The sequence below is a fragment of the Variovorax sp. 01N429 genome (assembly GCF_056399425.1).
Map to the genome: position 1 here is coordinate 176,222 of NZ_JBFTRG010000009.1, position 24,700 is coordinate 200,921.

The following is a 24,700-nucleotide window of genomic DNA, read 5'->3' on the forward strand; positions in this document are numbered from 1 at the left end:
CAACCAGGAGGCCAGTGCGCTGTCGCGCGGCGGGGACCTTCTGGACGGAAATGCCGCTCAGGATGACCCGAACGGCTGTGCTTCCTGCCACCAGTTCAGCACCTGATTAATCGATTGCTCGACGGTCTGATGCGAGTTATCCAGGAGGCGGGCGTCAGGCGCCGGTTTAAGAGGCGCGACTTTGCGGGATGAGTCCCGAAGATCACGCGCTTCCAGGTCGGCGCGAAGAGCGTCGAGTGTAGTCGAAATACCCTTTGAAATCAATTGCTTATACCGCCGCTCGGCCCGGTGAGCGGCACTTGCGGTGAGGTACACCTTGAGCTTCGCATCGGGAAAGATCACGGTGCCCATGTCGCGGCCATCGGCGACCAATCCGGGGAGTCGCCTGAAGCTTCTTTGCAACCCCAGAAGGGCTGCGCGCACTGCTGGCAGAGCCGATACGCGGGAAGCGTCCATACCTGCAGCTTCTGTGCGAATGGCATCACTGACGTCTTCTCCGCCGAGCAGGACCTTGCCTTCGCTGAAGGCCAGCGGCAGGGATGCGGCGAGTTCGGCGATCAGTGCTTCGTTCGCTGAGTCCGCTTCGAGGCCGCTGCGACGCATCGCGAGGCCCGTGACCCGATACAGAGAACCGGAATCTAGGTAGTGGTAGCCAAGACTGCGTGCCACTTCGATGGTGAGCGTGCCCTTTCCCGAGGCAGTCGGACCGTCGATGCAGATCACGGGAACCTCCACTGCTTCGGAGACCGAAAACAGCGTTTCGAAGTAATCCGGGAAGGTTTTTGCGACGCAATGCGGTTCGAGAATGCGCACGGACACGCCTGCGGGATTGAGCGCCGCCAGGGAGAAACACATCGCCACGCGGTGGTCGTCGTAGGTGCGGATACTCGCTGCCCGCCAGTCGGGCGCCGCCAGCGGATGAACGCGAATGAAGTCGGGCCCGTCTTCGATAGTGGCACCGAGCTTTCGGAGTTCAGCGGCCATGGCGTCGATTCGATCGGTTTCCTTTACCCGCCAGCTCGCAACGTTGCGCAGCGTGCTTGGTCCGTCCGCATATAACGCCATCACTGCCAATGTCATCGCCGCGTCCGGGATGTGGTTGGCGTCGATGTCGATGGCCTTTAGCGGCCAAGACTTGCGTGTCACCACGAGCCAGTTGGGTCCGCTTTCGATGCCTGCGCCCATCTGGCGTGCGGCGTCGACAAAGCGGATGTCGCCCTGGATCGAGTCCGCACCGACGCCTTCAATGCGGATGCCCGAGCCCTTTGCAATAGCGCCGAGCGCGATGAAGTAACTGGCCGACGAAGCATCAGCCTCGACGTGAATGTCGCCGGGCGATCGATACTGACTTCCGGCTGGGATCGTGAAGCGCTGCCAACCTTCGCGCTGCACCTGAATCCCGAAACGCGAAAGCAGGTTGAGCGTGATCTCTATGTAAGGCTTCGAGATCAGTTCGCCGACGACTTCGATCGTGATGTCGCGCCGTGCCGCCAAGGGAAGGGCCAACAGCAATGCGGTGAGGAACTGACTGGACACATCCCCACGAACGCGAATCGGCGCTTCAACCTGAATTGCATCGATCCCGACTGGATGGATCGCAAGCGGCGGATACCCGGGATTGCCGAGATAGTCGATGTGGCAGCCGAGTTGTGTCAGAGCGTCCACCAGGTCCCCGATCGGCCGCTCGTGCATGCGCGGAACGCCCTTCAACTCGAATTCGCCGCCGAGAAGCGCCAGCGCGGCGGTCAGCGGGCGCATGGCTGTACCTGCATTCCCAAGGAACAGCGAGGCTTTGGCTGTGTGCAGTATGCCGCCCAGACCTGTAATACGCAGCGTCGAGCGCGCCCGTTCGATGCCGCAACCGAGCGCCGCGAGGGCGTCCAGCATCACGCGGGTGTCGTCGGAATCGAGCAGATCGTGGACGGTTGTCGTGCCGCTGGCGAGCGCGGCCAAAAGCAGGACACGATTGGAAATGCTCTTGGAACCCGGCAGGCCGACGGTGCCGGACGCCGTCGCGAGCGCCGGGATGTCGAGAAACGGGGTCGAGAACATGTCAGTCTTCCCGCGCGCGATAACGCTTTGAGAGACGCATTGACGGAGTGCGTCCGGGGGTGGAATTCATTCTCCCGGCTGCCACTGCGCGCGTATGCGGCTCGCCGAAGTGATGGCGTCCTCAAGCGCCTGCGAATCACCCGACGCCACCAGCGCTTCGAACTGCTTCAGGGCCTCTCGGAAATTCTGCGATTGAAGCAATACCTGTTCGCGATTCGCGAGAAAGACATCGCGCCAGACCGCCGGATCGCTGGCCGCAATGCGGGTGAAGTCGCGAAATCCGGGCCCGGCGAGTTCAAGAAAGCGGTTGCCGTCGGGGTGTGCCGCCAGGGCCGTCGTGAACGCGAAGGCGATCATGTGCGGCAAATGGCTGACTGCGGCAAACGCCGTATCGTGTGCCTCTGGCGTCATCGTCTCGACTTTTGCGCCGACGCCGGACCATGCCTGGGTCGCCCGCTGCACATTCGAACGCAGCGTTGCCTTGATGGGCGTGAGCACCACCTTGCGTCCTTTGTAGAGGTCGGCATCGGCATGCTCCACGCCGGCGACCTCCTTGCCAGCGATCGGGTGTGCCGGAACAAAGGCGCCAAGCTGATCTTGCAAGCCGCGTCGCGCCGCCTCGATCACGTCACCTTTGGTCGAGCCCACATCCATCACCAGCATCTGATCAGTGATGCCATGGCGGATCGCCTTGAAAGTCTGCTCGGAGGCGCCGACCGGCACTGCGATCAAGACCAGATCGGCGCCCGACACCGCCAGCAACGCCGACGGCGCTGCGACGTCGATCACGCCCATCTGTCGCGCCCGCTCCGTGGTGGAGGGCGACTTGCTGTAGCCCACGACGCGTTTGACGAGCCGCGCGCGCTTTAGGGCGAGCGCAAAAGATCCCCCCATCAACCCGCAGCCAATCAACCCCAATTGCTCGAACATCGTCAGGGCCTCAAGCGGTGACCGGATAGGCGCCGATGACTTTATAGAACGCGCAAAGCTTGCGCAGTTCAGTGAGTGCCGCCGCCACGTTGGGCTGGGACGGGTGCCCATCCAGGTCGATGTAGAAGTAATACTCCCACTGGCCCGTTCGTGCGGGGCGGGATTCGAAGCGCGTCATCGAGACGTTGTTGGCCTTGAGCGGCACCAGCAGGTCGTGGACCGCGCCGGGTCGGTTGGGCACCGAAACGATAAGGCTGGTGCAGTCGCGGCCCGACTGAGGCGGCATCGCCAGCGTTTGCGGCAGGCAGATGACGGCGAAGCGCGTGCGGTTATAGGAGTCGTCCTGAATGGCGTGCGCGACGATGTGCAGGCCGAAGCGCGTCGCTGCGCGTTCGCTCGCCAACCCTGCCCAAGCCGGATTGCTCGCGGCGAGCCGTGCGCCCTCGGCATTGCTGGAGACTGCTCGCCTTTCGGCGTTCGGCAAATGCTTGGCGAGCCAAGTCTGGCATTGAGCGAGCGCCTGAGGATGAGCGAGCACCGCTTCGATGCCATCGAGCGAATTGCTGGACCTCAGAAGGTGATGCCGAACAAGCAGGCTGACTTCGCCAACCACGTGAGTGGGGGAGTGCAGAAACAAATCGAGAGAGCGAGTGACGACGCCTTCGGTGGAATTCTCGACACCGACGACACCGTACTGCGCGCTGCCCGCGGCCGTGGCGTGAAAGACTTCGTCGAAGCTCGCGCAATAGATCAGGTCAGCCGCGCCGCCAAAGTACTCGACGGCCGCCTGTTCGCAAAATGTGCCTTCGGGTCCGAGCACCGCCACGCGCTGGGGCGATTCAAGCGCCAGGCACGCCGACATGATTTCGCGCCAGATGGCGGCAACATGCAGGGACTTGAGCGGGCCGCCGTTGCTCTTCTGCATCTTCTCGATCACTTGTGCTACGCGATCGGGGCGGAAAAAGGGCGTGCCCTCGCGTTTCTTGACCTCACCGACCTGTTCCGCGACGTGAGCGCGGCGGTTCAAAAGATCCAGAAGCTGCTGGTCGAGCGAGTCGATCTGCACGCGCAGATCGGACAGGCTGGAGGAAGGGTCGGGTGTCGAGGATGGGGGGGCAGGTACGGTCATCGGTCAGGTGCGGATGCGTCTACGCATGCGACCGCTCGAATTCTCGCATGTAGCCTACGAGAGCCTGCACACCAGACAACGGCATCGCGTTGTAAATGCTGGCTCGCATACCGCCGACAGACTTGTGGCCCTTGAGTTGCAGCAACCCCGCCTCGCGTGCGCCGGCAAGGAATGCCTCGTTGCGGCTTTCGTCCTGAAGGAAGAAGGGCACGTTCATGCGCGAGCGGCAAGATGCATCGACCTTGTTGTCGAAGAACGACGAGGCGTCGATGAAATCGTAGAGCAGGTGCGCCTTTTCGAGGTTGCGCGCTTCCATGGCGGCCACGCCCGAGAGTTGGCCCTCCGTCTGCCGTCGCAGCCACTGGAAGGTCAAACCCGCGATATAGATGCCCCAGGTTGGGGGCGTGTTGTACATCGAGTGGTTGTCGGCGACGGTCTTGTAGTTGAAGGCGCTGGGGCAGACTTCGAGCGCATGCCCGAGGAGATCGTCCCGCACGATCACAATCGTCAGGCCAGCCGGCCCGAGGTTCTTCTGGGCGCCGCCGAAAGCCAGTCCTACACGAGACCAGTCCACCGGTCGAGAGGCCACGTGCGACGAGAAGTCGATGACGAGGGGTGCCTTGCTACCCAATGCCGCGAGATCCGGCAACTCGTGGAACTCGACGCCGTTGATCGTCTCGTTGCTGCAGACGTGGACGTACGAAGCATCTTTTGAGAGCTGCCAAGTCGCTGGGTCGGGAATTCGGGTGAATTGCTCGGCGGCGCTCGTCGCGGCAACATTTGCCTTGCAGTAGCGCAACGCTTCCTTTTGGGATTTGGTGCTCCAACTGCCAGTGATAACGAAATCGGCGCTGGTGCCGCGCGAGAGATTCAGCGGCACGATGGCGTTCTCGCCGAGACCGCCGCCTTGCATGAAGAGAACGTGAAAATGTTCTGGTACCGCAAGCAGAAAGCGCAGGTCGGCTTCGGTTTGTGCACTGATCGCGCCGAACTCCTTGCCGCGATGGCTCATCTCCATCACGCCCATGCCACTGCCTTGCCAGTCGAGCATTTCGGAGGCTGCGCGTTCAAGCACTGCCTCCGGCATCGCTGCCGGACCGGCCGAGAAGTTGTATGGGCGCGGACCTGCGCTCGGCGTCACTTCTTAGCGGGCGCCTTGGCTGGCGCCGCCTTGCCCGCGGGCGCTGCTGCGGCACCGCCGCTCGTCGGTGCGCCCAGGGCCTTTGCGACGTTGCTGTCGAGCGCAACCATCTTTGGCTCGATGCTTGCGCGGGTTTCAGCCACCAGCTTTTCAGTCAGCGCGGTTTGAAGCTTGGGGTTGAGTTCCTGGTATTTCTTGCTCAGCGGCGAGCTGATCCAGGCGAGCAACTGGCGCAATTCATCTTCGCTGAAGTTCTGTTCCATCAACGGGCCCAATGCGCCCGGTGCGAGTTGCAGCGCCTTGTCGCGCACGAGGGGATAGGCGTCGTCGAAGTACTTCTTGAGCTCGGCGTCGGCTGCCTTGGCTGCCGCTTCCCGCTTTTCGGCAGGCACCTGCGTCTGCAGGTATTGCGAGCCGGCCTGTGCAATCGGAGCGCTCGACTGTTCGACCAATCCGCGCGCGAGCGACTCAATCCCAGGCCGTTGCAGATCGATGAACTGCTTGACCAGCGCCGCCTTGTCCTGGGCCATGGCCAGCGAACTGCCGGCGAGCGCGACCGTCAGGAGCGCGAGTTTGATTTTTTTCACTGAGGATTCTCCGTTGAAGATGATGGGGAAGTGTCGTCGGCGCCGGGTTCGTTTTCGACAATCGCGTCATTCTCGACGATGCGCTGAAGCCCGCTGAGCTTCGCACCTTCATCGAGGCCGATCAGCGTGACGCCTTGCGTCGCGCGACCGAGTTCGCGAATCTCGGAAACGCGGGTGCGCACGAGCACACCCTTGTCGGTGATGAGCATGATCTCGTCATCTGCGTGCACGAGAGTCGCGGCCACCACCTTGCCGTTACGTTCACTTTGTTGAATTGCGATCATGCCTTTGGTTCCGCGGCCATGACGCGTGTACTCGGTAATGCTTGTGCGCTTTCCGTAACCGTTTTCGGTGGCCGTAAGGACGCTCTGCTCCTCATCTTCGGCCACCAGCATGGCGATCACGCCCTGTCCGTCTTCCAGGGTCATACCGCGCACGCCTCGTGCGTTGCGGCCCATGGGACGAACGTCGTTCTCATCAAAGCGCACCGCCTTGCCGCCGTCGGAGAAGAGCATCACGTCGTGCGCTCCATCGGTCAGCGCGGCGCCGATCAGGTAGTCGCCCGGGTCGAGATCCACGGCGATGATGCCGGCCTTTCGCGGGTTGCTGAATTCGTCCAGCGTCGTCTTCTTGACGGTGCCCATCGAAGTGGCCATGAACACGTATTGATTGGCCGGAAAGGTTCTCTTCTCGCCGGTCAGCGCCAGGACGACGTTGATTTTCTCGCCTTCCAGCAGCGGGAACATGTTGACGATGGGCCGCCCGCGTGAGCCACGCGATCCGGCGGGCACTTCCCACACCTTGAGCCAGTACAGCCGTCCGCGATTCGAGAAGCACAGGATGTAGTCGTGCGTGTTCGCGATGAAGAGCTGGTCGATCCAGTCATCCTCTTTGGTTGCCGTGGCTTGCTTGCCGCGTCCGCCGCGCTTCTGTGCACGGTATTCGCCCAGAGGTTGGCTCTTGATGTAGCCGCTGTGCGAAAGCGTCACGACCATATCTGTCGGCGTGATCAGGTCTTCCGTCGAAAGATCGAAGGCACTGTGCTCGACCTGGCTGCGGCGCACGCCCAGCTTGCTTTGCCCGAACTCCTGCTTGATCGTCGTCAGTTCGTCGCCAATGATGACCGACACACGTTCGGGCTTGGCGAGGATGTCGAGCAGATCGTCGATTTCCGCCATGACGTCCTTGTACTCGGCAACGATCTTGTCTTGCTCGAGGCCCGTCAGGCGCTGGAGGCGCATCTGCAGGATTTCCTGTGCCTGGGTGTCTGAAAGCTTGTAGAGGCCTTCGGAGCTCATGCCGAATTCGCGGTCCAGCCCGTCGGGGCGGTAATCGTCGGCATTGATCACGCCGCCGTCAGCGCGGGTGCGAGTGAGCATTTCGCGCACCAGCTTGCTGTCCCAGGCGCGGCTCATGAGTTCGGCCTTGGCGACCGGCGGCGTCGGCGCATTTCGGATGATCGCGATGAACTCGTCGATGTTGGCGAGGGCGACTGCCAAACCTTCGAGCACGTGTCCGCGTTCGCGCGCCTTACGCAGCGTGAAGACCGTTCGACGCGTCACGACTTCGCGCCGATGCTGCAGGAAGACCTCGATCAGGTCCTTGAGGTTGCACAGCTTCGGCTGGCCGTCGACCAGCGCCACCATGTTGATGCCAAAGGTGTCTTGCAGTTGCGTCTGCTTGTAGAGATTGTTCAGAACAACTTCGGGTACTTCGCCGCGCTTGAGCTCGATCACGAGGCGCATGCCCGACTTGTCGGACTCGTCCTGGATGTGGCTGATGCCTTCGATCTTCTTCTCGTGCACCAACTCGGCCATGCGCTCCTGCAGCGTCTTCTTGTTGACCTGGTAGGGAAGCTCGTCGACGATGATGGCCTGGCGCTGGCCGCGATCGATGTCTTCGAAGTGGCACTTCGCCCGCATCACGACCTTGCCGCGACCGGTCCGGTAGCCGTCCTTGATGCCGTTAATACCGTAGATGATCCCGGCCGTGGGGAAATCAGGCGCCGGGACGATCTCCATGAGGTCGTCGATGCTGGCGTCGGGATGGCGCAGAAGGTGGAGACATGCGTCGACAACCTCGTTCAGGTTGTGAGGCGGAATATTCGTCGCCATACCCACAGCGATACCGCCGGCGCCATTTACGAGCAGATTGGGCAGTTTGCTCGGCAATACCAATGGCTCTTTTTCGGAGCCATCGTAATTCGGCCCGAAATCGACTGTTTCCTTGTCGATATCGGCCAACATTTCGTGCGCAATTTTGGCGAGCCGGATCTCGGTATATCGCATGGCAGCTGCCATATCGCCATCCACCGAGCCGAAATTGCCTTGGCCGTCGACCAGCATGTGGCGCATCGAGAAGTTCTGCGCCATGCGGACGATCGTGTCGTAGACCGACTGGTCGCCGTGCGGGTGGTACTTACCGATGACGTCACCCACGATACGGGCCGACTTCTTGTACGGCCGGTTCCAGTCGTTGTTGAGCTCGTGCATTGCGTACAACACGCGCCGATGCACTGGTTTGAGGCCGTCGCGGGCGTCAGGGAGGGCGCGCCCCACGATCACGCTCATGGCGTAATCAAGATAGCTGCGGCGCATTTCCTCTTCGAGGCTGATGGGGAGTGTTTCTTTGGCGAACGAGGTCATGGGCGGCGGGCTGACGGCAAGGAGGCGAAATTTTACGCTGTGGACGGTGTCGCACCGCCGCAACACAAGGCCGGTATTCCGCCTCCGTCCTACGTTTCCGGGGTGTCCAGCGGCCTGTTTGCGAAAGACCCTATGGCACAATCGCCTCAACGTTTTGGGTGGTGGTCACTTAAAGCGTCCTTGATTCGCAGCGCGGCTGCGGCTTTTTCCCCAAGAGGAGAACCATGAAGAAACTGAATAAAGTGGCGATGATGTTTGCAGTCGCTGCGCTCGCCACTGCCGCCGGCGCGCAGACCCGTGTCACCGCAGCAGACGGCGGCCCAGCCATCGACAACTGGCAAAACGGTACTGGCGAACTCGTCTGGAAGAACGGCACCAATGAATTGTGCTGGCGCGATGCCAACTGGACGCCCGCAACGGCCGCCGCTGGTTGCGACGGTGCTCTGGTCCCTGCCGCTCCTGCTGCAGCAGCACCGGCTCCTGCCCCGGCACCGGTTCCGCCGGCAGTCGCTGCATCGAAGGTTACTTTCGCTGCTGACGCCTTCTTCGACTTCGACAAGTACGTCCTCAAGCCTGAAGGCCGCGCAAAGCTGGACGATCTGGTCTCGAAGATCAGGGACGTGAACCTCGAAGTGATCATCGCCGTCGGTCACACCGACTGGATCGGTACTGTTGCCTACAACCAGAAGCTGTCGGTTCGCCGCGCTGAAGCTGTGAAGGCCTACCTGGTCTCCAAGGGCATCGAAAAGAACCGCGTTTACACCGAAGGCAAGGGCAAGAGCCAGCCGATCGCTGACAACCGCACTGCCGAAGGCCGCGCCAAGAACCGTCGCGTGGAAATCGAAGTGGTCGGTACCCGCCCCAACAAGTGATTCGACTGAATCGCTAATGAAACCCCGCTTCGGCGGGGTTTTTTTATGGCCGCGCGATGCTGTCATTGCCATATAGAGATTCCCATTGATCGAATCCGGATGTGGTCCTTGGCGAATTCGCGGCGACTCATAATCCGAACATGACCGAAAACGTGAATGCCGATCCGGCTGAACTCGCCAAATTTTCTGAACTCGCGCACCGTTGGTGGGACGTCGAAAGCGAATTCCGACCTCTGCACGAAATTAATCCGTTACGGCTCGAGTGGATCGACGGCATAGTGCCGATTGCAGGGCGACGCGTGCTCGACGTCGGTTGCGGCGGCGGGATTCTGGCCGATTCGATGGCACGCAAGGGTGCGGAAGTCCTCGGCATCGATCTGGCCGACAAGGCGCTCAAAGTTGCGCAACTGCACGCACTGGAGGTCGCCACCCGTGGCGTGAGGTACCGCTCGATCAGCGTCGAGGCCCTTGCCGCCGAACAGCCGGAGAGCTTCGACGTCGTCACTTGCATGGAAATGCTGGAGCACGTGCCGGAGCCCGCTTCGGTCGTGAAGGCATGTGCCGATCTGGTGAAGCCCGGAGGCTGGGTCTTCTTTTCCACCATCCATCGAAACCTGAAGTCGTTCCTGCTCGCCATCGTTGGCGCGGAGTACGTCCTGGGCATGCTGCCGCGCGGTACGCACGAGTATCAGAAGCTGATTCGCCCGAGCGAGCTCGCCGCTTACTGCCGGGCCGCCCATCTTGATCTGCGCCGAACATCCGGTCTGGAGCACAACCCGGTCACGCGACGCTATTGGCTGAGCAACGACACCAGCGTGAACTACATGTTCGCCACACAGAAGCCGGGCAGGGCGGAGTGATGGGACGGGAAATCGAAGCTGTCTTGTTCGACCTTGATGGCACGCTGATCGACAGCGCTCCCGATCTCGGCGCCGCTGCCGACCAGATGCGCACGGACCGGGGAATGGCTTCGTTGCCGCTGGAGCGCTACCGGCCGATGGCGGGCGCCGGCGCCAGGGGGATGTTGAGCGTGGCTTTCGGCATCACGACCGATGCGGCTGAATTCCCGCCACTGCGCGAAGAGTTCTTCCTGAACTATGAAGCGCGGATGTTGAAGAACACCCAGGTGTTTGCCGGCGTCGACGAACTCGTCGCCGCGCTTTGTGCGCGAGGGTTGAAATGGGGCGTGGTGACCAACAAATCTGTTCGGTTCACTGAACCGCTGACCCGCGCAATACCGTTGTTCGAATCAGCCCGCGCAATCATCAGTGGCGATACGACCCCGTTTGCCAAGCCCCACCCCGAGCCGTTGTTCGAGGCTGCACGCCGCCTTGGGGTCGCGCCGCAATCATGCGTCTACGTGGGAGACGACGAGCGCGACATCCTCGCGGGCCGCGCGGCCGGCATGCGAACCGTCGCCGCCACCTACGGCTACATGGGTGAACAGGCGGAGGTCGCACGCTGGGACGCCGACGCGGCAATTTCATCGCCCATGGAGCTCTTGCAACTTCTCAAACAGGCCTAAAATTAGCGCCTTGGGGCTGCACTGGTTTCGACGTGGGTTCGGAATCGCAGCGGGGCATGTCGAGCTGAATGCGCTCGTAAAACAGATTCAAACAAACTAACTGCAAACGACGAACGTTTCGCACTCGCCGCTTAATTGCCGGTGAGCTTTGCAACAGCAGGCCGATGGGCTGGGCAAGGGGGTACGGAGCAATCTGTACCTCCCGGCTGCAAAGATAATCTACATCGGCTGGCTCCAATCCGGGTACCTTGGGTCGGAGCGAGAAAATAGGGTGCTGGCGGCCGGTGTAGCGTGCGACTGCGCGACACCGGTGGCGAGACTCAAATCAGATCGCTAAACATGTAGATCTGCGCGAAGAAGGCTTACGGACGGGGGTTCAAATCCCCCCAGCTCCACCAAACAAGACCGGGGCGCCATGCAAAAGATGGCGCCTCAATCGTTGCGGAAGCCCCCGAAGCGGCGAAACTCTCCTCTTCTCAACATCCCACGTAAGCGCATGAGACAACTTCAATGGACTTCGGCGCTTCGCGTCACCGTCGCAGCGCTTGCGCTGGCTGGAGCCGTCCAGCTTCACGCGGCCTCACAGGCGCCGGTGCCGGCGGAAAACGGGATGGTCGTGACTGCGCAGCACCTCGCGACGCAGGTCGGGGTCGATGTGCTCAAGCGCGGGGGCAATGCGATCGATTCGGCGGTTGCGGTGGGCTACGCACTCGCCGTCGTCTATCCGGCCGCGGGCAATCTTGGCGGCGGGGGCTTCATGACGGTGCAACTCGCCGACGGCCGCAAAACTTTCCTCGATTTCCGCGAAAAAGCGCCGCTGGCCGCCACGGCGGATATGTACCTGGACAAGGACGGCAACGTCATCAAGGGGTTGAGCACGACCGGGCACTTGGCCGTGGGTGTGCCAGGCACTGTCTCCGGTCTCGAGTTCGCGCGCGAGAAGTACGGCACCATGAAGCGCGCCGCGCTGATCAGGCCATCCATCGCCATGGCCGAGCGAGGCTTCGTCCTCGAGCAAGGCGACGTCGACATGCTGGCGACAGCCACGGCCGATTTCAAGAAGGATCCGGCCTCTGAAGCGATCTTCCTGAACAAGGGCGAGCCATTCGCAGTCGGCCAGAAGCTGGTGCAGAAGGATCTGGCAAGAACCCTCCGAGCCATAAGCCGCAACGGCGTTGACGGTTTCTACAAGGGCTCGGTCGGAAGCGCGATCGTGGCGTCGAGCCAGACGGGCAAGGGGCTCATCACGCAAGCCGATCTGGACCAGTACAAGACCCGAGAACTGCCGCCGATCGAATGCGACTACCGCGGCTACCACGTGGTTTCTGCGCCGCCGCCCAGTTCGGGTGGGGTGGTGATCTGCGAGATGCTGAACATTCTGGAGGGCTATCCGCTCAAGGATCTGGGCTTTCGTTCCGCACAGGCAGTGCACTACCAGATCGAGGCGATGCGCCACGCCTACGTCGACCGCAACAGCTATCTGGGCGATCCAGATTTCGTGAAGAATCCGCTCGATCGGCTGCTCGACAAGGGCTATGCCGAGAAGATCCGGACCGTGATCGATCCCAAGAAGGCGGGGGTTTCGAAAGACATCAAGCCCGGCGTCGCTCCCCACGAGGGCAGCAACACCACGCACTACTCGATCGTCGACAAGTGGGGCAATGCGGTTTCGGTGACCTATACCCTCAATGACTGGTTCGGGGCCAAGGTCGCAGCCGCCGGCACCGGCGTGCTGCTCAACGATGAAATGGACGATTTCACCTCCAAGGTTGGCGTGCCCAATCTGTATGGATTGGTGCAGGGCGAGGCCAACTCCATTGCTCCGGGCAAGCGTCCATTGAGCTCGATGAGCCCGACCATCATGACCAAGGATGGCAAGCCCGTGTTCGTCGTCGGCACGCCAGGGGGAAGCCGAATCATCACAGTGGTGCTGCACACGATCCTCAATGTGGTCGACTACGGAATGAACGTTCAGGAAGCCGTTGACGCTCCGCGCTTCCATCAGCAATGGCTCCCCGATGTCACCAATGTCGAGACTTTTGCGCTGTCGCCAGACACGCGCAAGATCCTCATCGACATGGGCCATAACTTAGGCGTTCCGCAGCCGGCGAATCACGTGGCTGCAATCATTGTCGGCGCGCCTTCGCTGGGCGGCCAACCCGTCGGCAAGAACCGCTTCTACGGGGCCAACGACCCTCGCCGCAATACCGGCCTGGCACTCGGGTACTGATGCAGATAGAGGAAATTCTCTACACGCAGGGTTTCGGGACGCGGCGGGTGTGCGCCGGGCTGGTTCAACAGGGCTATGTCAGCGTCTCCGGCACGACCGTGACAGATCCCGGCGCGGATTTCGACGCTGAGGATTTGCGCTTCACCGTGCAAGGCGTCGAGTGGCAGTATCACGAGAAGGCCTATCTGATGCTGAACAAGCCGGCCGGCACCGAGTGCTCACAGAAGCCGTCGACCTATCCCAGCATCTATACCTTGTTGCCGTCCCCGGTGCGGCTGCGGCCTAACAAGAATGCGGTTCAGGGGGTGCAGGCGATCGGGCGGCTCGACCAGGACACCACCGGACTGCTGCTCCTGACGGACGACGGCCAGTTCATCCACCGGATGGGCTCACCCAAGCACCACGTGCCGAAGGTCTACGAAGTCACGACCAAGCACCCTGTCGACGACGGGCAGGTGTCGCGGCTGCTCGCGGGGGTCGTCCTCGATGACGATCCGAAGCCGGTACGAGCCGCCGCCTGCGAGGCGGCCGGTCCGTTGCACTTGCGGCTGACGCTGACCGAAGGCAAGTACCACCAGGTCAAACGCATGCTCGCCGCGGTGGGGAACCGTGTCGAGGCTTTGCACCGTTCGCGCATCGGCACAGTGGCGCTTCCGGATGACCTCGCGCCCGGGCACTGGCGGTGGCTTGATGCGGCGCAAGTCGAAGCGTTGCGAAATAAGCAGTGAGGTCAGCCGGGAGAGGGTGTCGATCGTTAAAATCGCACAACCTCTTTCGGATCCTCTCCTTGCGCTACATCCCCTACCTGACAGGCCGCCTTGCGGCCTTTTTGTTTGTTTGCGCCGCGCTCCCGTCGCACGCCGCCGAGCCGCCTCCGATCTTCGTGCTGAATTCGCTCGATGCAACCGTCAGCGTGATTGATCCCGGCACCTGGACCGAACGGGTCCGCATTCCGACGGGCAAGGAGCCGCATCACCTCTACCTCACGCCGGACGAGACCTCGCTCATCGTCGCGAACTCGGCAGGCGATTCGCTCACGTTCCTGAATCCTCGGACCGCCGAAGTGCAGCGTGTGGTCTACGGGATCATCGACCCGTACCAGCTGCGGTTTTCGCCGGACATGAAATGGTTCGTCACCGCGGGCAATCGGCTGAATCATGTCGACCTCTATCGCTGGGACGGCAAGGAGCCCAAGCTCGTCAAGCGGATCCCAACGGGCAAGACGCCGAGCCATATCTGGATCGACCCAAAGAGCACGACGGCCTACGTCACGATGCAGGACAGCGACGAGCTGATTGCGATCGACATTGCCAGCCAGACCATCCGCTGGCGCACGCCGACGGGGCCCATGCCAGCGGACATCTTCGGCATCCACGACGGCAAGACGCTGCTGGTCGGCCTGACCGGTGGCGATGGTGTGCAGGTTTTCGATGTAGCCGGACCGCAGCCCAAACTCGTCGGCAAACTGCCGACCGGCAAGGGCGCGCATGCCTTCCGTTCTGCCGGCGATGGACGCAGCGTTTTCGTGAGCAATCGCGTGGCCAACACGATCAGCCGGATCGATATCTCCACGCTCAAGGTCACCGACACCTATCCGGTGCCGGGCGGTCCCGATTGCATGGACGTTTCGGCGGACGGCAAAACCCTCTTCGTGACATCGCGCTGGGCCAAGAAGCTCAGCGTGGTCGATCTCACCAGCCGCTCAGTGGCTCGGCAGGTCAATGTGGGCCGATCGCCGCACGGCGTCTGGACGCTCGCCCATGCCAAGCAATAAGCACACAGCCAACAAGTACGTGGGCGCATCGCTGCTGGCGACGGCGGCCCTTCTTTGCACCAGTGCGATGGCGCAGGGCACCTGCAACAAGCCGGTCTACCTGACTTTCGATACGGGGCACATGGGCATTGCACCCTTCGTGGCCGAGGTTCTCAAGCGGCAGGATGTACGCGTCACCTTCTTCGCTGCGGCGGAGCGGACCCAGACCGATGGCGACAGCCTGGACAACCATTGGGCGCCGTGGTGGAAGGCGAGAGCGGCAGAGGGCCACGAATTCGCCTCCCATACCTACGACCATGCGGTCTGGCGCGGCGACCTCAAGGGCGTCGAGCCACACTTTCGCATCAAGCCGACGGCTGGTGCCTTCGCGGGCCGTGAATTCACGTGGGACGCGAAGCAGTATTGCGCCGACATCGCCAAGTCCAATGAGCGGTTGCAAGACATCACCGGCAAGAAGCCGCTGCCGCTGTTTCGCGCGCCCAGTGGCAAGACCTCTCCGAAGCTGATTGCGGTCGCCAAGGCGTGTGGCTATGCGCACGTCGGCTGGGCGCCGGCGGGTTTCCTGGGAGACGAATTGCCCAGCGAGACCTTCAGCAACGAAAAACTGCTGCAACAGGCCCTCGACCGCATCCAGCCAGGCGACATCCTGCTAGCGCACCTCGGAATCTGGTCGCGCAAGGACCCCTGGGCGCCTGCGGACCTCGAACCGCTCATCGTCGGGCTGAAGGCGAAGGGCTTCTGCTTCGAGACGCTGAGGCAGCATCCTGCGTACCGCGACTGGATCGCGGCGCACCCCTGAACCTTCGGGCGTAATTCCGGGTCGCATGCCGATGGACTGGCTCACCGACATCTTCGCAAACTTGCAGCAATGGCTGTTCGAGACGGCCGTGCAGCCGGTGGTCTACGCCGTGGGCCTTGGCGGTTGGGTCGAAGATGCCTTCGATGCAACCGGCTGGCTTCTGGTCGGGCTGATCCAGATCGCCGTCCTGGTCGCCCTGGTCGGTCCCTTGCAGCGCTGGAGGCCCGTCGAAGCGGTGGTCGATCGGCGTGCCATTCGCACCGATGTTCTCTACACGCTGATTCATCGATTGGGCTTGTTCCGGCTCGCGATGTTCTTCGCCGTCCAGCCGCTTTTCGACGACGTGTTGGGTGCTGCGCGTGCAGCCGGTTGGGGCACGATGCATCTCGACGAGCTGTGGCCGGGCGTGACGGACATCCCGTGGGTCGCCTTCGCGATCTACCTGGTCGTGATCGATCTCGTCGAATACCTGATCCACCGCGGACAACATCGGTTCAAGTGGTGGTGGGCTCTTCATTCGCTCCACCATTCGCAGCGCCAGATGACGATGTGGAGCGACAACCGCAACCACTTGCTCGATGACGTGATCCATGACGCGATCATCGTCATCGTCGCACAGCTGATCGGGGTCGCGCCTGGGCAGTTCATTGCCATCGTGGCGTTCACCCAGTTGAGCGAAAGCCTTCAGCATGCCAATCTGCGCCTGAGTTTCGGCAGGCTCGGCGAGCGGCTCTGGATCAGTCCGCGCTTTCATCGCGTGCATCACAGCATCGGCATCGGACACGAATCACATGGCGCGCGCACGCTCGGCGGGCACAACTTCGGCGTGTTGCTGCCTTGGTGGGATCTGCTTTTCGGCACCGCGAATTTCGAGGAGCGCTACGACCCGACCGGCATCCGCGATCAGGTCGAGCCCGACGCGGAGGGCCGCGTCAGAGATTACGGTCGAGGGTTCTGGGCCCAGCAGTGGCTCGGGCTCAAGCGCCTGGCCGGCCGGAGCTGACCGACCGCCATCAACCGAGCCGCGGCTTCACGCGCCCGCGTTATCCTCGGCACCAATGCGTCTCCTTCTCGATTCGTTCTGGCGGTCCGTCGCCTATTGCATGCACCCGCGGGTGATCGTGCTGTCGTTCCTGCCGCTGGGGCTCATGATCGTGCTGTCGGCGGTGCTCGGCTATTTCTACTGGGACGCCGCCGTCGCCTGGACCCACAGCGCGCTGGACGCCTGGCCGTTGGTATCGGGCTTGTGGAACTGGATCGGGCAATGGTTTTCCAGCAATCCGGCAGCCATATTGGCGCCGCTCGTGGTCGTGCTTGCCGCCACGCCGCTGATCGTGGTGGTGTCGTTGCTTATCGTTGCCGCTTTCATGGCGCCCGCGTTGACCCAGATGGTGGCAGAGCGGCGCTTTCCGGCGCTCGAAAGGAAGAAGGGCGCATCCTTCCTTGGAAGCGCTGCGCGGTCGATCGGGCTGACCGTCCTGGCGCTGCTTGCGCTCGTCGTCTCGATGCCGCTCTGGCTGATTCCGCCGCTGGTGCTCATCTTGCCGCCGCTCATCTGGGGATGGCTGACCTACCGGGTCATGAGCTTCGACGCGCTGGCCGAGCACGCGACGCCGGCAGAGCGCAATGCACTGTTGAAGGCACACAGAATGCCCTTGCTCGGCATCGGCGTGCTGTGCGGATATCTCGGCGCCGCGCCCAGCATCGTGTGGGCATCCGGCCTGCTGTTCGCCGCAGCCTTCTTCGTGCTCGCGCCGCTGGCAATCTGGATCTACACGCTGGTGTTTGCTTTCTCGGCGCTGTGGTTCGCGCACTACTGTCTCGATGCGCTCGCGCAACTGCGCGCGCAACAAGCGGCGGCTGGTTCGCCGCCGTCGCTCGAAATCGCGGAAGCCAACAAAGCCGCCGCAAGTCAATGGAGTGCACCATGAGCCGCTCATTCGGTCTGATCGTCATCGGCGATGAAATCCTCTCGGGCAAGCGCCTCGACAAGCACATGCCCAAAGTCATCGAACTGCTCGGTGCCCGCGGCTTGTCGCTGGCCTGGGCGGAGTACGTGGGCGACGTTCCGGTCCGCATCACCGCCGCCTTGGCGCGTGCCTTCGACTCGGGCGACGTGGTGTTTTCGACCGGCGGCATCGGTGCCACGCCAGACGATCACACGCGCCAATGCGCCGCCGCTGCGCTCGGCGTTCCGTTGGCGCTGCATCCCGAGGCCGAGGTTCTGATCCGTGAACGCATGCAGGACACGGCCCGAGAACAGGGAGTTGCGTATGAGCCCGATCGTGCCGACAACGTGCACCGCCTCAACATGGGTGTGTTCCCGCTGGGCTCGAACATCATCCCCAATCCGTACAACAAGATTCCTGGCTTCAGTGTGGGCGACGTGCACTTCGTGCCGGGCTTTCCCGTGATGGCATGGCCGATGATCGAGTCGGTGCTCGACCAGCGCTATGCGGACATGTTCTCCAGGGGGCGTGCGGTCGAGAAATCCGTGATCGTCTACGGCTCCATGGAAGCAACGCTGACGCCCTTGATGCAGACGATCGAGCTTGAGCATCCGGGCATCAAGGTGTTCAGTCTCCCGAGCGTGGACCACGCAGTGCACGGTCGGCACATCGAACTCGGTGTCAAAGGCGATTCAGGCGACATCGAACCCGCCTATGCTCGCTTGCTGGCAGGCCTGAGCGCCCTTGGTGCACGGCTGGGCCCCGAATTGGTGCGATGAATGTGAGCGCACCAAATTGGTTACAACTTGCCTGATTTTGGGCGCTCGGCCTGGAGCCGAAGCGCCCTGGGTGCCAGTGACAATGGCACAAAAACTGCATTCCGCTTTCCCGCACTTCCAACCACTATCCAAACCAGGAGAACCTGATGGCAAAGACCGTCGCCGATGTACTCAAACTCGTCAAGGAAAACGAGGTCAAGTTCGTCGACTTTCGATTCACCGACACCCGCGGCAAGGAGCAACACGTTACCGTGCCTGTTTCCGCGTTCGACGAGGACAAGTTCACATCGGGACACGCGTTCGATGGTTCGTCGATTGCTGGTTGGAAGGGCATCGAAGCGTCGGACATGCAGCTCATGCCCGACCCCAACACGGCCAACATCGATCCGTTCTTCGAGGAAACCACGCTGATCCTGACCTGCGACGTGGTCGACCCGGCGGACGGCAAGCCTTACGAGCGCGATCCGCGTTCGCTCGCCAAGCGCGCCGAGGCTTACATGAAGGCATCGGGCTTTGGCGACACCGCCTACTTCGGACCGGAACCTGAATTCTTCGTCTTCGATGGCGTCCGCTGGCAGAACGACATGTCGGGCTGCTCGGTGAAGATCGAATCCGAAGAAGCCGCCTGGAACACCGGCAAGGAATTCGAGCACGGCAACACCGGCCATCGTCCGTCCGTCAAGGGCGGCTATTTCCCGGTTCCTCCGGTCGACAGCTTCCAGGACATGCGCTCTGAAATGTGCCTGGTGCTCGAGTCGCTCGGCATCCCGGTCGAAGTGCATCACCATGAAGTCGCCAACGCCGGCCAGATGGAACTCGGCACCAAGTTCAGCACCTTGATTCAGCGCGCAGACTGGGTCCAGCTGCAGAAGTACGTCATCCACAACGTCGCGCATGCCTACGGCAAGACCGCGACCTTCATGCCCAAGCCGATCGTCGGCGACAACGGCTCGGGCATGCATGTGCACCAGTCGGTCTGGAAGGATGGCAAGAACCTGTTCGCAGGCGACGGCTACGCCGGCCTCAGCGACTTCGCGCTGCACTACATCGGCGGCATCATCAAGCACGCTCGCGCGCTGAACGCCATCACGAACCCAGGCACCAACAGCTACAAGCGCTTGGTTCCCGGCTTCGAAGCCCCGGTGAAGCTGGCCTACTCGGCCAAGAACCGCTCGGCGTCGATCCGCATCCCGTTCGTGGCGAACCCGAAGGGCCGTCGCGTCGAAGCGCGCTTCCCGGATCCGCTCATGAACCCGTACCTCGGCTTCGCCGCTCTGCTGATGGCCGGTCTGGACGGCGTGGAAAACAAGATCCATCCGGGCGAAGCCGCCAGCAAGGATCTCTACCATCTGCCGCCGGAAGAAGACGCGCTGATCCCGACCGTGTGCCACAGCCTCGACCAGGCGCTCGACTATCTGGACAAGGATCGCGCCTTCCTGACCAAGGGCGGCGTGTTCACCGACACCTACATCGATGCCTACATCGACCTCAAGATGCAGGAAGTCACGCGCTTCCGCATGGCGACCCACCCTGTCGAGTTCGACATGTACTATTCGCTCTGATCCTCGACCGGGTCAGCGTTAAAAAGGACGGCTTCTGCCGTCCTTTTTCTTTTGGCCTGGGTAGGAACACCAGCACGGCGCAACTGTCGAATTGCACGAAAATGCCCGTTCGATGCGCACTACATCCATGACCATGAAGACTCCCTCCGCACTCCTGCTGGCTGCATTCGCGCTGGCGGGCCTGAACATGCAAGCCCAGGCTCAGGAGCGCGTCTGGCGCTGCGGAAACGAATACACCAACAACGCCACTGTTGCCCAGCAGCGCGGCTGCAAGGTGATGGAAGGCGGCAACGTCACCATCGTGCAGGGCACGCGGCCGATCGCTTCGGCCACGCCTTCCAGCGCCGCTGCACGGTCGCCTGCGGGCAGTCCGCGCGTCGAGGGTGCCGACCAGCGCGCGCGCGACGGGGAGGCGCGCTCGGTGCTTGAATCCGAGCTCAAGAAGGCGCAGGCGCGGCAGGTGCAACTCCTCAAGGAATACAACAACGGCGAACCCGAAAAGCAGGGCAGCGAATCGCGCAATTACCAGAAGTACCTGGACCGCGTCGCTGAAATGAAGGCCGAGCTCGCGCGCAACGAGAGCGACATCGCCGGGATCCAGCGCGAGATCGATCGGATCAAGTAAACCCCCAGGCTGCGCGCACTTCGTGTCGCTGCGCCAACCCCCTGCAGGGGGCAACGCTGACGGCCCGGCTGAGCCGGTTCCGTGGCGTCTCTTGAAGGGACAATTTTCGTGGCATTTGGTAAATCGGCGGGGGCTGCTAAGCGCTTTCAGGCATTTGATCTTCTTTCCACGCTGATCGCGGTGGTTCGCATCGACGGGTCGGTGCTTTTTGCCAATTCGGGGCTCGAAGATGCGCTGGGCACTTCGCGGCGGACGCTCGAAGGGTCGCAGTTTGGCGCCTGCTTTCATGAGCCGCAGGTCCTGCGAACGGCCATCGATGGCGCGCGCAGCAATGACTTCGCCACGTTGCGCTATGAGGCCCTCTTGCGTCGGGTCAACCATGAATTGATGCCGGTGCAGGTCACTCTTGCGCAGAGCGACAAGGCGGGCGAATTGATCATCGAGATGTCGCCCCTCGAACAGCAGGTGCGCCAGGATCGCGAAGAGCGTCTGCTCGATCAGGCTCAGGCCAACAAGGAACTGATCCGCAACCTCGCGCACGAGATCAAGAACCCGCTCGGCGGCATCCGGGGCGCGGCGCAATTGCTGCAGATGGAGGTCGAATCGCGCGACCTGATCGAATACACGCAGGTCATCATCCATGAAGCCGACCGACTGCAGACGCTGGTCGACCGCCTGCTGGCGCCTCATCGACGGCCGCACGTGGTGGGCGACGTCAACATCCACGAGGTGTGTGAGCGCGTCCGGTCAGTGATTCTTGCGGAGTTTCCACGTGACCTGCACATCGAACGTGACTTCGACGTGTCGATCCCTGAATTTCGCGGCGATCGCGAGCAGTTGATCCAGGCCACGCTCAACATCGTTCATAACGCTGCGCAGGCCTTGGCTGAACGACGCGCGGCCGGTGATGCGCAGATCACTTTCAAGACCCGCATCGCGCGTCAGGTCATCTTCAACAAGCAGTGGTATCGACTGGCACTGGAATTGCATGTCATTGACAATGGACCGGGCGTGCCGGACGCGATCAAGGACCGCATCTTCTATCCGCTGGTGTCGGGCAGGGAAGGCGGGACGGGCTTGGGATTGACGCTTGCACAGACCTTTGTGCAGCAGCATCACGGCGTGATCGAGTGCGACAGTGTTCCGGGCCGGACCGATTTCAAGATACTGATACCGCTGCCCTAGCAGCCACGCAACAAGGAGCTGCATGAAGCCGATCTGGATAGTGGATGACGACCAATCAATCCGCTTCGTGCTGGAAAAAGCGCTGCTGCGCGAAGACCTGCCGACCCGTAGCTTCACCAACACGCGCGAGGTCATCGCCGCACTCGAAGCGGCAGCCGACGACGAGATGCAGGGCCCGCAGGTCCTGGTGAGCGACATCCGCATGCCCGGAGGCTCGGGACTCGATCTTCTCGACAAGATCAAGGCCAAGCACCCCGGCCTTCCGGTCATCATCATGACCGCGTTCTCCGATCTCGACAGTGCGGTGTCGGCCTTTCAGGGCGGCGCGTTCGAATACTTGCCGAAGCCTTTCGACCTTCCGCGCGCCGTCGAATTGATTCGCCGCGCCGTGGACGAAAGCCAGCGCGAGGAAGTGGCCGAAGAGCGCATGGCGGCCGCGCCGGAAATGCTCGGGCAGGCGCCTGCCATGCAGGACGTCTTCCGTGCGATCGGAAGGCTGTCCCAGAGCAACGTGACAGTGCTGATCACCGGCGAGTCGGGCTCCGGCAAGGAACTCGTCGCGCGGGCCCTGCACAAGCATTCGCCGCGTGCCAACGGGCCGTTCGTTGCGATCAACACGGCGGCGATCCCGAAGGACCTTCTGGAGAGCGAGCTCTTCGGCCACGAGCGCGGCGCCTTCACCGGCGCGCAGACGATGCGGCGCGGCCGCTTCGAACAGGCCGAAGGCGGAACGCTGTTCCTCGACGAGATCGGCGACATGCCCTTCGATCTGCAGACGCGCTTGCTGCGCGTGTTGAGCGATGGGCACTTCTATCGCGTCGGTGGGCACAACTCGGTCAAAGCCAACGTGCGCGTGATCGCGGCGACGCACCAGGACCTTGAGCAGCGCGTGAAGCAGGGCGGCTTCCGCGAAGACTTGTTTCATCGACTCAACGTGATCCGTCTGCGGCTGCCCGCATTGCGCGAACGCGGCGAGGACGTGCCGGCGCTCACGCGTCACTTCCTGCAACAGAGCGCGAAGCAACTGGGCGTGGAGCCCAAGCGCATTTCCGATGCGGCGCTTGCCCGTTTGGCGGCTTTCAATTTTCCGGGCAATGTTCGGCAACTCGAAAACATCTGCCATTGGTTGACGGTGATGGCGCCGGCGCAATTGATCGAGGCCAAGGATTTGCCGCCTGAAGTGATGGCCGTTACTGGCAATGAAGCGCCTGGCGGTGTTGCAGCGCCCGCTCTGTCGCTGCCTGCGCATGCATCGCTGCCGCTCTCGACTGCCGAGCACGAGATGCCAACGATTTCGCCGGGAGTGCCGACGGCAGCAGCGCCCGCGCCTTATGCGAGTGCGGCCGCTGCTTCATGGGAAAGCGGGCTGGAAGCGGAAGCGCAGAGCATGTTGGCTGCCGGTCGCACGGATGTGTGGGATGCGCTGACACGTCGCTTCGAATCCCGCCTGATCCTGACTGCGCTCGCCAGCACCAGGGGGCGCCGTATCGAAGCCGCGCAAAAGCTCGGCATCGGCCGCAACACCATCACGCGCAAGATCCAGGAACTGGGCCTGGAGTAATTCGCCGGACAGACAGGGAAGGGCGCGTTCAGCGGCTGCGCTGGCCCAGCGTCAGCGTGTCGAGCTGGAATTGCCCGCTCCGGTCCCAGAGCCAAGTCTCGACGTAGGTGTGAGCGCCGAGCTTTCCGGGGCTCGGCAGAGGCGACGCTCCCTTGATCAGCTCGGCGATCATCGGCGCGACCTCTGGCGCATGGCTGGGCGTTCGGCTGAAGTACACCCCAGTGACGCGGCCCGTCGCGTCGATGTCCGTTTCCGTCACGACCACCGCATAGACCAACGGCGGAATCTTGCCCTTGTAGATGCGCTTCGGATAGGCCTTGTAGATGTGGGATGCACCGATCCTGCGGTAGGCCCGCACCGCTGGCGTTTGCGCGGTGATCAAGCGCACATTGGCCACTTGGTCCGACGGCCCTGCCTGAGTAGCTTGAGCCGGCGTCGTCGTCCCTTCGCTCTTCTTGTCGGCGTTCAACGCCGAACAGCCGGCGAGGCCGATCACGCCGGCACACGCAGTCAGGGCAAGGGCGAGTCTCATGCGTCGAGTTCGAGAGTCACCGGCGCGTGGTCACTGGGCTTTTCCCATTTGCGCGGCGCCCGGTCGATCACGCAACCCTTGACGCGCGGAACCAGCGCATTGCTGACCAGGATGTGATCGATCCGGAGCCCGCGGTTCTTCTGGTAGCCCAGCATGCGGTAGTCCCACCACGTATAGCTCTTCTCGGGTTGTTCAAAGAGGCGAAAGCTGTCGGTCATGCCAAGCTTCAGCAAGTCATTGAAGTGATTGCGTTCGTCCGTCGTGTGATGGATCGTTTCGGCGAGCCCGACCGGGTCGAAGCTGTCGCGATCTTCCGGCGCGATGTTGAAGTCGCCCAGCAGCACGAGATTCGGATGCGCGACAAGTTCAGCGCGCAGCCAGTCGCGCAAAGCTTCCAGCCACTTCATCTTGTAGGCGAACTTGTCGGTCCCAGGCGCTTGCCCGTTGACGAAGTAGCCGTTGACGATGCGCAGTTCGCCCGATGGCGTATCGATGGTCGTGCTGATCACCCGCGAGTGTTCGTCCGTGAAGCCATCGATGTTCTTCACCACGTCCCGAACCGGCGCGAGGCTCAGCACGGCGACGCCGTTATAGGTTTTTTGTCCGAACACCGCAGCGTGGTAGCCGGCCGATTTCAGGACGTCCAAAGGAAACTTGTCGTCGCTCATCTTGAGCTCTTGCAGGCAAAGCACGTCGACCGGATTGGCGATGAGCCAGTCAAGGACGTGCTGAAGGCGCGCGGTGAGGGAATTGACGTTCCAGGTGGCTATGCGCAAGGTTTTCTCCAAAGCTTTGCAGTGAAGTCTAGCTTCGCCCGGCGGTC

Annotated in this window: 22 protein-coding genes and 1 other RNA gene; 15 read left to right on the plus strand and 8 right to left on the minus strand. The window is 62.3% G+C overall.

Annotated features, from left to right (window positions below; translation table 11 throughout):
• Positions 1-57: 57 nt before the first annotated feature.
• The 6 genes from AC1DSF_RS17795 to gyrA form a co-directional block, all read right to left on the minus strand.
• Positions 58-2,052 (minus strand): bifunctional 3-phosphoshikimate 1-carboxyvinyltransferase/cytidylate kinase, encoded by a 1,995-nt coding sequence (locus AC1DSF_RS17795; RefSeq protein ID WP_478125768.1) that lies wholly within the window; start codon positions 2,050-2,052, stop codon positions 58-60.
• 66 nt (positions 2,053-2,118) lie between these two features.
• The gene (locus tag AC1DSF_RS17800; protein WP_478125769.1) at positions 2,119-2,982 is read right to left on the minus strand and encodes a prephenate dehydrogenase; all 864 of its coding nucleotides are present in this window, start codon (positions 2,980-2,982) and stop codon (positions 2,119-2,121) included.
• Between the two features lie 10 nt (positions 2,983-2,992).
• Positions 2,993-4,111 carry a prephenate dehydratase gene (pheA, locus tag AC1DSF_RS17805; protein ID WP_478125770.1) on the minus strand — a complete coding sequence of 373 codons (1,119 nt, stop codon included), beginning with the start codon at positions 4,109-4,111 and terminating at the stop codon, positions 2,993-2,995.
• Positions 4,112-4,130: 19 nt separating this feature from the next.
• Positions 4,131-5,252 (minus strand): 3-phosphoserine/phosphohydroxythreonine transaminase, encoded by a 1,122-nt coding sequence (serC, locus tag AC1DSF_RS17810; protein WP_478125771.1) that lies wholly within the window; start codon positions 5,250-5,252, stop codon positions 4,131-4,133.
• Positions 5,249-5,839: a DUF2059 domain-containing protein gene (locus AC1DSF_RS17815; RefSeq protein ID WP_478125772.1), complete on the minus strand. Its 591-nt coding sequence runs from the start codon at positions 5,837-5,839 to the stop codon at positions 5,249-5,251. The genes serC and AC1DSF_RS17815 overlap by 4 nt, the downstream gene beginning before the upstream one ends.
• The gene (gene gyrA, locus AC1DSF_RS17820) at positions 5,836-8,484 is read right to left on the minus strand and encodes a DNA gyrase subunit A (protein ID WP_478125773.1); all 2,649 of its coding nucleotides are present in this window, start codon (positions 8,482-8,484) and stop codon (positions 5,836-5,838) included. Before gyrA ends, AC1DSF_RS17815 begins: the two co-directional genes overlap by 4 nt.
• 224 nt (positions 8,485-8,708) lie before the next feature.
• Between gyrA and ompA the strand changes: the two genes are divergently transcribed.
• From ompA to ntrC, 15 genes are all read left to right on the plus strand, one after another.
• Entirely contained in the window at positions 8,709-9,356 is a 648-nt protein-coding gene (gene ompA, locus AC1DSF_RS17825; protein WP_478125774.1) for an outer membrane protein OmpA, read from the plus strand.
• Between the two features lie 140 nt (positions 9,357-9,496).
• The gene (gene ubiG / locus AC1DSF_RS17830) at positions 9,497-10,216 is read left to right on the plus strand and encodes a bifunctional 2-polyprenyl-6-hydroxyphenol methylase/3-demethylubiquinol 3-O-methyltransferase UbiG (protein WP_478183181.1); all 720 of its coding nucleotides are present in this window, start codon (positions 9,497-9,499) and stop codon (positions 10,214-10,216) included.
• Entirely contained in the window at positions 10,216-10,881 is a 666-nt protein-coding gene (gene gph / locus AC1DSF_RS17835; RefSeq protein WP_478125776.1) for a phosphoglycolate phosphatase, read from the plus strand. The genes ubiG and gph overlap by 1 nt, the downstream gene beginning before the upstream one ends.
• Positions 10,882-10,893: 12 nt before the next feature.
• Positions 10,894-11,279, plus strand: a transfer-messenger RNA (tmRNA) gene (gene ssrA / locus AC1DSF_RS17840).
• Positions 11,280-11,377: 98 nt separating this feature from the next.
• Complete coding sequence (ggt, locus tag AC1DSF_RS17845) at positions 11,378-13,111, plus strand: gamma-glutamyltransferase (protein WP_478125777.1); 1,734 nt, start codon at positions 11,378-11,380, stop codon at positions 13,109-13,111.
• Positions 13,111-13,839, plus strand: coding sequence for a pseudouridine synthase (locus AC1DSF_RS17850; RefSeq protein WP_478125778.1), 729 nt, complete (start codon positions 13,111-13,113; stop codon positions 13,837-13,839). The genes ggt and AC1DSF_RS17850 overlap by 1 nt, the downstream gene beginning before the upstream one ends.
• A gap of 77 nt (positions 13,840-13,916) precedes the next feature.
• On the plus strand, positions 13,917-14,885 hold the full coding sequence (locus tag AC1DSF_RS17855) for a YVTN family beta-propeller repeat protein (protein WP_478125855.1): 969 nt from the start codon (positions 13,917-13,919) through the stop codon (positions 14,883-14,885).
• Positions 14,872-15,684, plus strand: coding sequence for a polysaccharide deacetylase family protein (locus AC1DSF_RS17860; RefSeq protein WP_478125779.1), 813 nt, complete (start codon positions 14,872-14,874; stop codon positions 15,682-15,684). Before AC1DSF_RS17855 ends, AC1DSF_RS17860 begins: the two co-directional genes overlap by 14 nt.
• Before the next feature lie 31 nt (positions 15,685-15,715).
• Positions 15,716-16,687, plus strand: a complete 972-nt coding sequence (locus tag AC1DSF_RS17865; protein WP_478125780.1) for a sterol desaturase family protein — start codon at positions 15,716-15,718, stop codon at positions 16,685-16,687.
• Positions 16,688-16,742: 55 nt separating this feature from the next.
• A complete protein-coding gene (locus tag AC1DSF_RS17870; RefSeq protein WP_478125781.1) occupies positions 16,743-17,615 on the plus strand; it encodes an EI24 domain-containing protein in 873 nt (290 codons plus the stop codon).
• Complete coding sequence (locus AC1DSF_RS17875) at positions 17,612-18,412, plus strand: competence/damage-inducible protein A (protein ID WP_478183182.1); 801 nt, start codon at positions 17,612-17,614, stop codon at positions 18,410-18,412. The genes AC1DSF_RS17870 and AC1DSF_RS17875 overlap by 4 nt, the downstream gene beginning before the upstream one ends.
• A 146-nt stretch (positions 18,413-18,558) precedes the next feature.
• Positions 18,559-19,974, plus strand: a complete 1,416-nt coding sequence (glnA, locus tag AC1DSF_RS17880; RefSeq protein ID WP_478125783.1) for a type I glutamate--ammonia ligase — start codon at positions 18,559-18,561, stop codon at positions 19,972-19,974.
• A gap of 133 nt (positions 19,975-20,107) precedes the next feature.
• Positions 20,108-20,599 (plus strand): hypothetical protein, encoded by a 492-nt coding sequence (locus AC1DSF_RS17885; RefSeq protein ID WP_478125784.1) that lies wholly within the window; start codon positions 20,108-20,110, stop codon positions 20,597-20,599.
• Positions 20,600-20,707: 108 nt separating this feature from the next.
• Positions 20,708-21,784, plus strand: coding sequence for a nitrogen regulation protein NR(II) (gene glnL / locus AC1DSF_RS17890; protein WP_478125785.1), 1,077 nt, complete (start codon positions 20,708-20,710; stop codon positions 21,782-21,784).
• A gap of 22 nt (positions 21,785-21,806) precedes the next feature.
• Positions 21,807-23,345 carry a nitrogen regulation protein NR(I) gene (ntrC, locus tag AC1DSF_RS17895; RefSeq protein WP_478125786.1) on the plus strand — a complete coding sequence of 513 codons (1,539 nt, stop codon included), beginning with the start codon at positions 21,807-21,809 and terminating at the stop codon, positions 23,343-23,345.
• A gap of 28 nt (positions 23,346-23,373) precedes the next feature.
• Here ntrC and AC1DSF_RS17900 read toward each other — a convergent pair whose 3' ends face one another.
• Positions 23,374-23,877 (minus strand): hypothetical protein, encoded by a 504-nt coding sequence (locus AC1DSF_RS17900; protein ID WP_478125787.1) that lies wholly within the window; start codon positions 23,875-23,877, stop codon positions 23,374-23,376.
• Positions 23,874-24,653: an exodeoxyribonuclease III gene (gene xth / locus AC1DSF_RS17905; protein WP_478125788.1), complete on the minus strand. Its 780-nt coding sequence runs from the start codon at positions 24,651-24,653 to the stop codon at positions 23,874-23,876. Before xth ends, AC1DSF_RS17900 begins: the two co-directional genes overlap by 4 nt.
• Positions 24,654-24,700 lie beyond the last annotated feature (47 nt).

Coding starts and splice junctions, on each gene's coding strand:
- AC1DSF_RS17795 (WP_478125768.1), bottom strand. CDS start 2,052: ATGTTCTCGACCCCGTTTCTCGACATCCCGGCGCTCGCGACGGCGTCC.
- AC1DSF_RS17800 (WP_478125769.1), bottom strand. CDS start 2,982: ATGTTCGAGCAATTGGGGTTGATTGGCTGCGGGTTGATGGGGGGATCT.
- pheA (WP_478125770.1), bottom strand. CDS start 4,111: ATGACCGTACCTGCCCCCCCATCCTCGACACCCGACCCTTCCTCCAGC.
- gyrA (WP_478125773.1), bottom strand. CDS start 8,484: ATGACCTCGTTCGCCAAAGAAACACTCCCCATCAGCCTCGAAGAGGAA.
- ompA (WP_478125774.1), top strand. CDS start 8,709: ATGAAGAAACTGAATAAAGTGGCGATGATGTTTGCAGTCGCTGCGCTC.
- ubiG (WP_478183181.1), top strand. CDS start 9,497: ATGACCGAAAACGTGAATGCCGATCCGGCTGAACTCGCCAAATTTTCT.
- gph (WP_478125776.1), top strand. CDS start 10,216: ATGGGACGGGAAATCGAAGCTGTCTTGTTCGACCTTGATGGCACGCTG.
- ggt (WP_478125777.1), top strand. CDS start 11,378: ATGAGACAACTTCAATGGACTTCGGCGCTTCGCGTCACCGTCGCAGCG.
- AC1DSF_RS17850 (WP_478125778.1), top strand. CDS start 13,111: ATGCAGATAGAGGAAATTCTCTACACGCAGGGTTTCGGGACGCGGCGG.
- AC1DSF_RS17860 (WP_478125779.1), top strand. CDS start 14,872: ATGCCAAGCAATAAGCACACAGCCAACAAGTACGTGGGCGCATCGCTG.
- AC1DSF_RS17865 (WP_478125780.1), top strand. CDS start 15,716: ATGGACTGGCTCACCGACATCTTCGCAAACTTGCAGCAATGGCTGTTC.
- AC1DSF_RS17870 (WP_478125781.1), top strand. CDS start 16,743: ATGCGTCTCCTTCTCGATTCGTTCTGGCGGTCCGTCGCCTATTGCATG.
- AC1DSF_RS17875 (WP_478183182.1), top strand. CDS start 17,612: ATGAGCCGCTCATTCGGTCTGATCGTCATCGGCGATGAAATCCTCTCG.
- glnA (WP_478125783.1), top strand. CDS start 18,559: ATGGCAAAGACCGTCGCCGATGTACTCAAACTCGTCAAGGAAAACGAG.
- AC1DSF_RS17885 (WP_478125784.1), top strand. CDS start 20,108: ATGAAGACTCCCTCCGCACTCCTGCTGGCTGCATTCGCGCTGGCGGGC.
- ntrC (WP_478125786.1), top strand. CDS start 21,807: ATGAAGCCGATCTGGATAGTGGATGACGACCAATCAATCCGCTTCGTG.
- AC1DSF_RS17900 (WP_478125787.1), bottom strand. CDS start 23,877: ATGAGACTCGCCCTTGCCCTGACTGCGTGTGCCGGCGTGATCGGCCTC.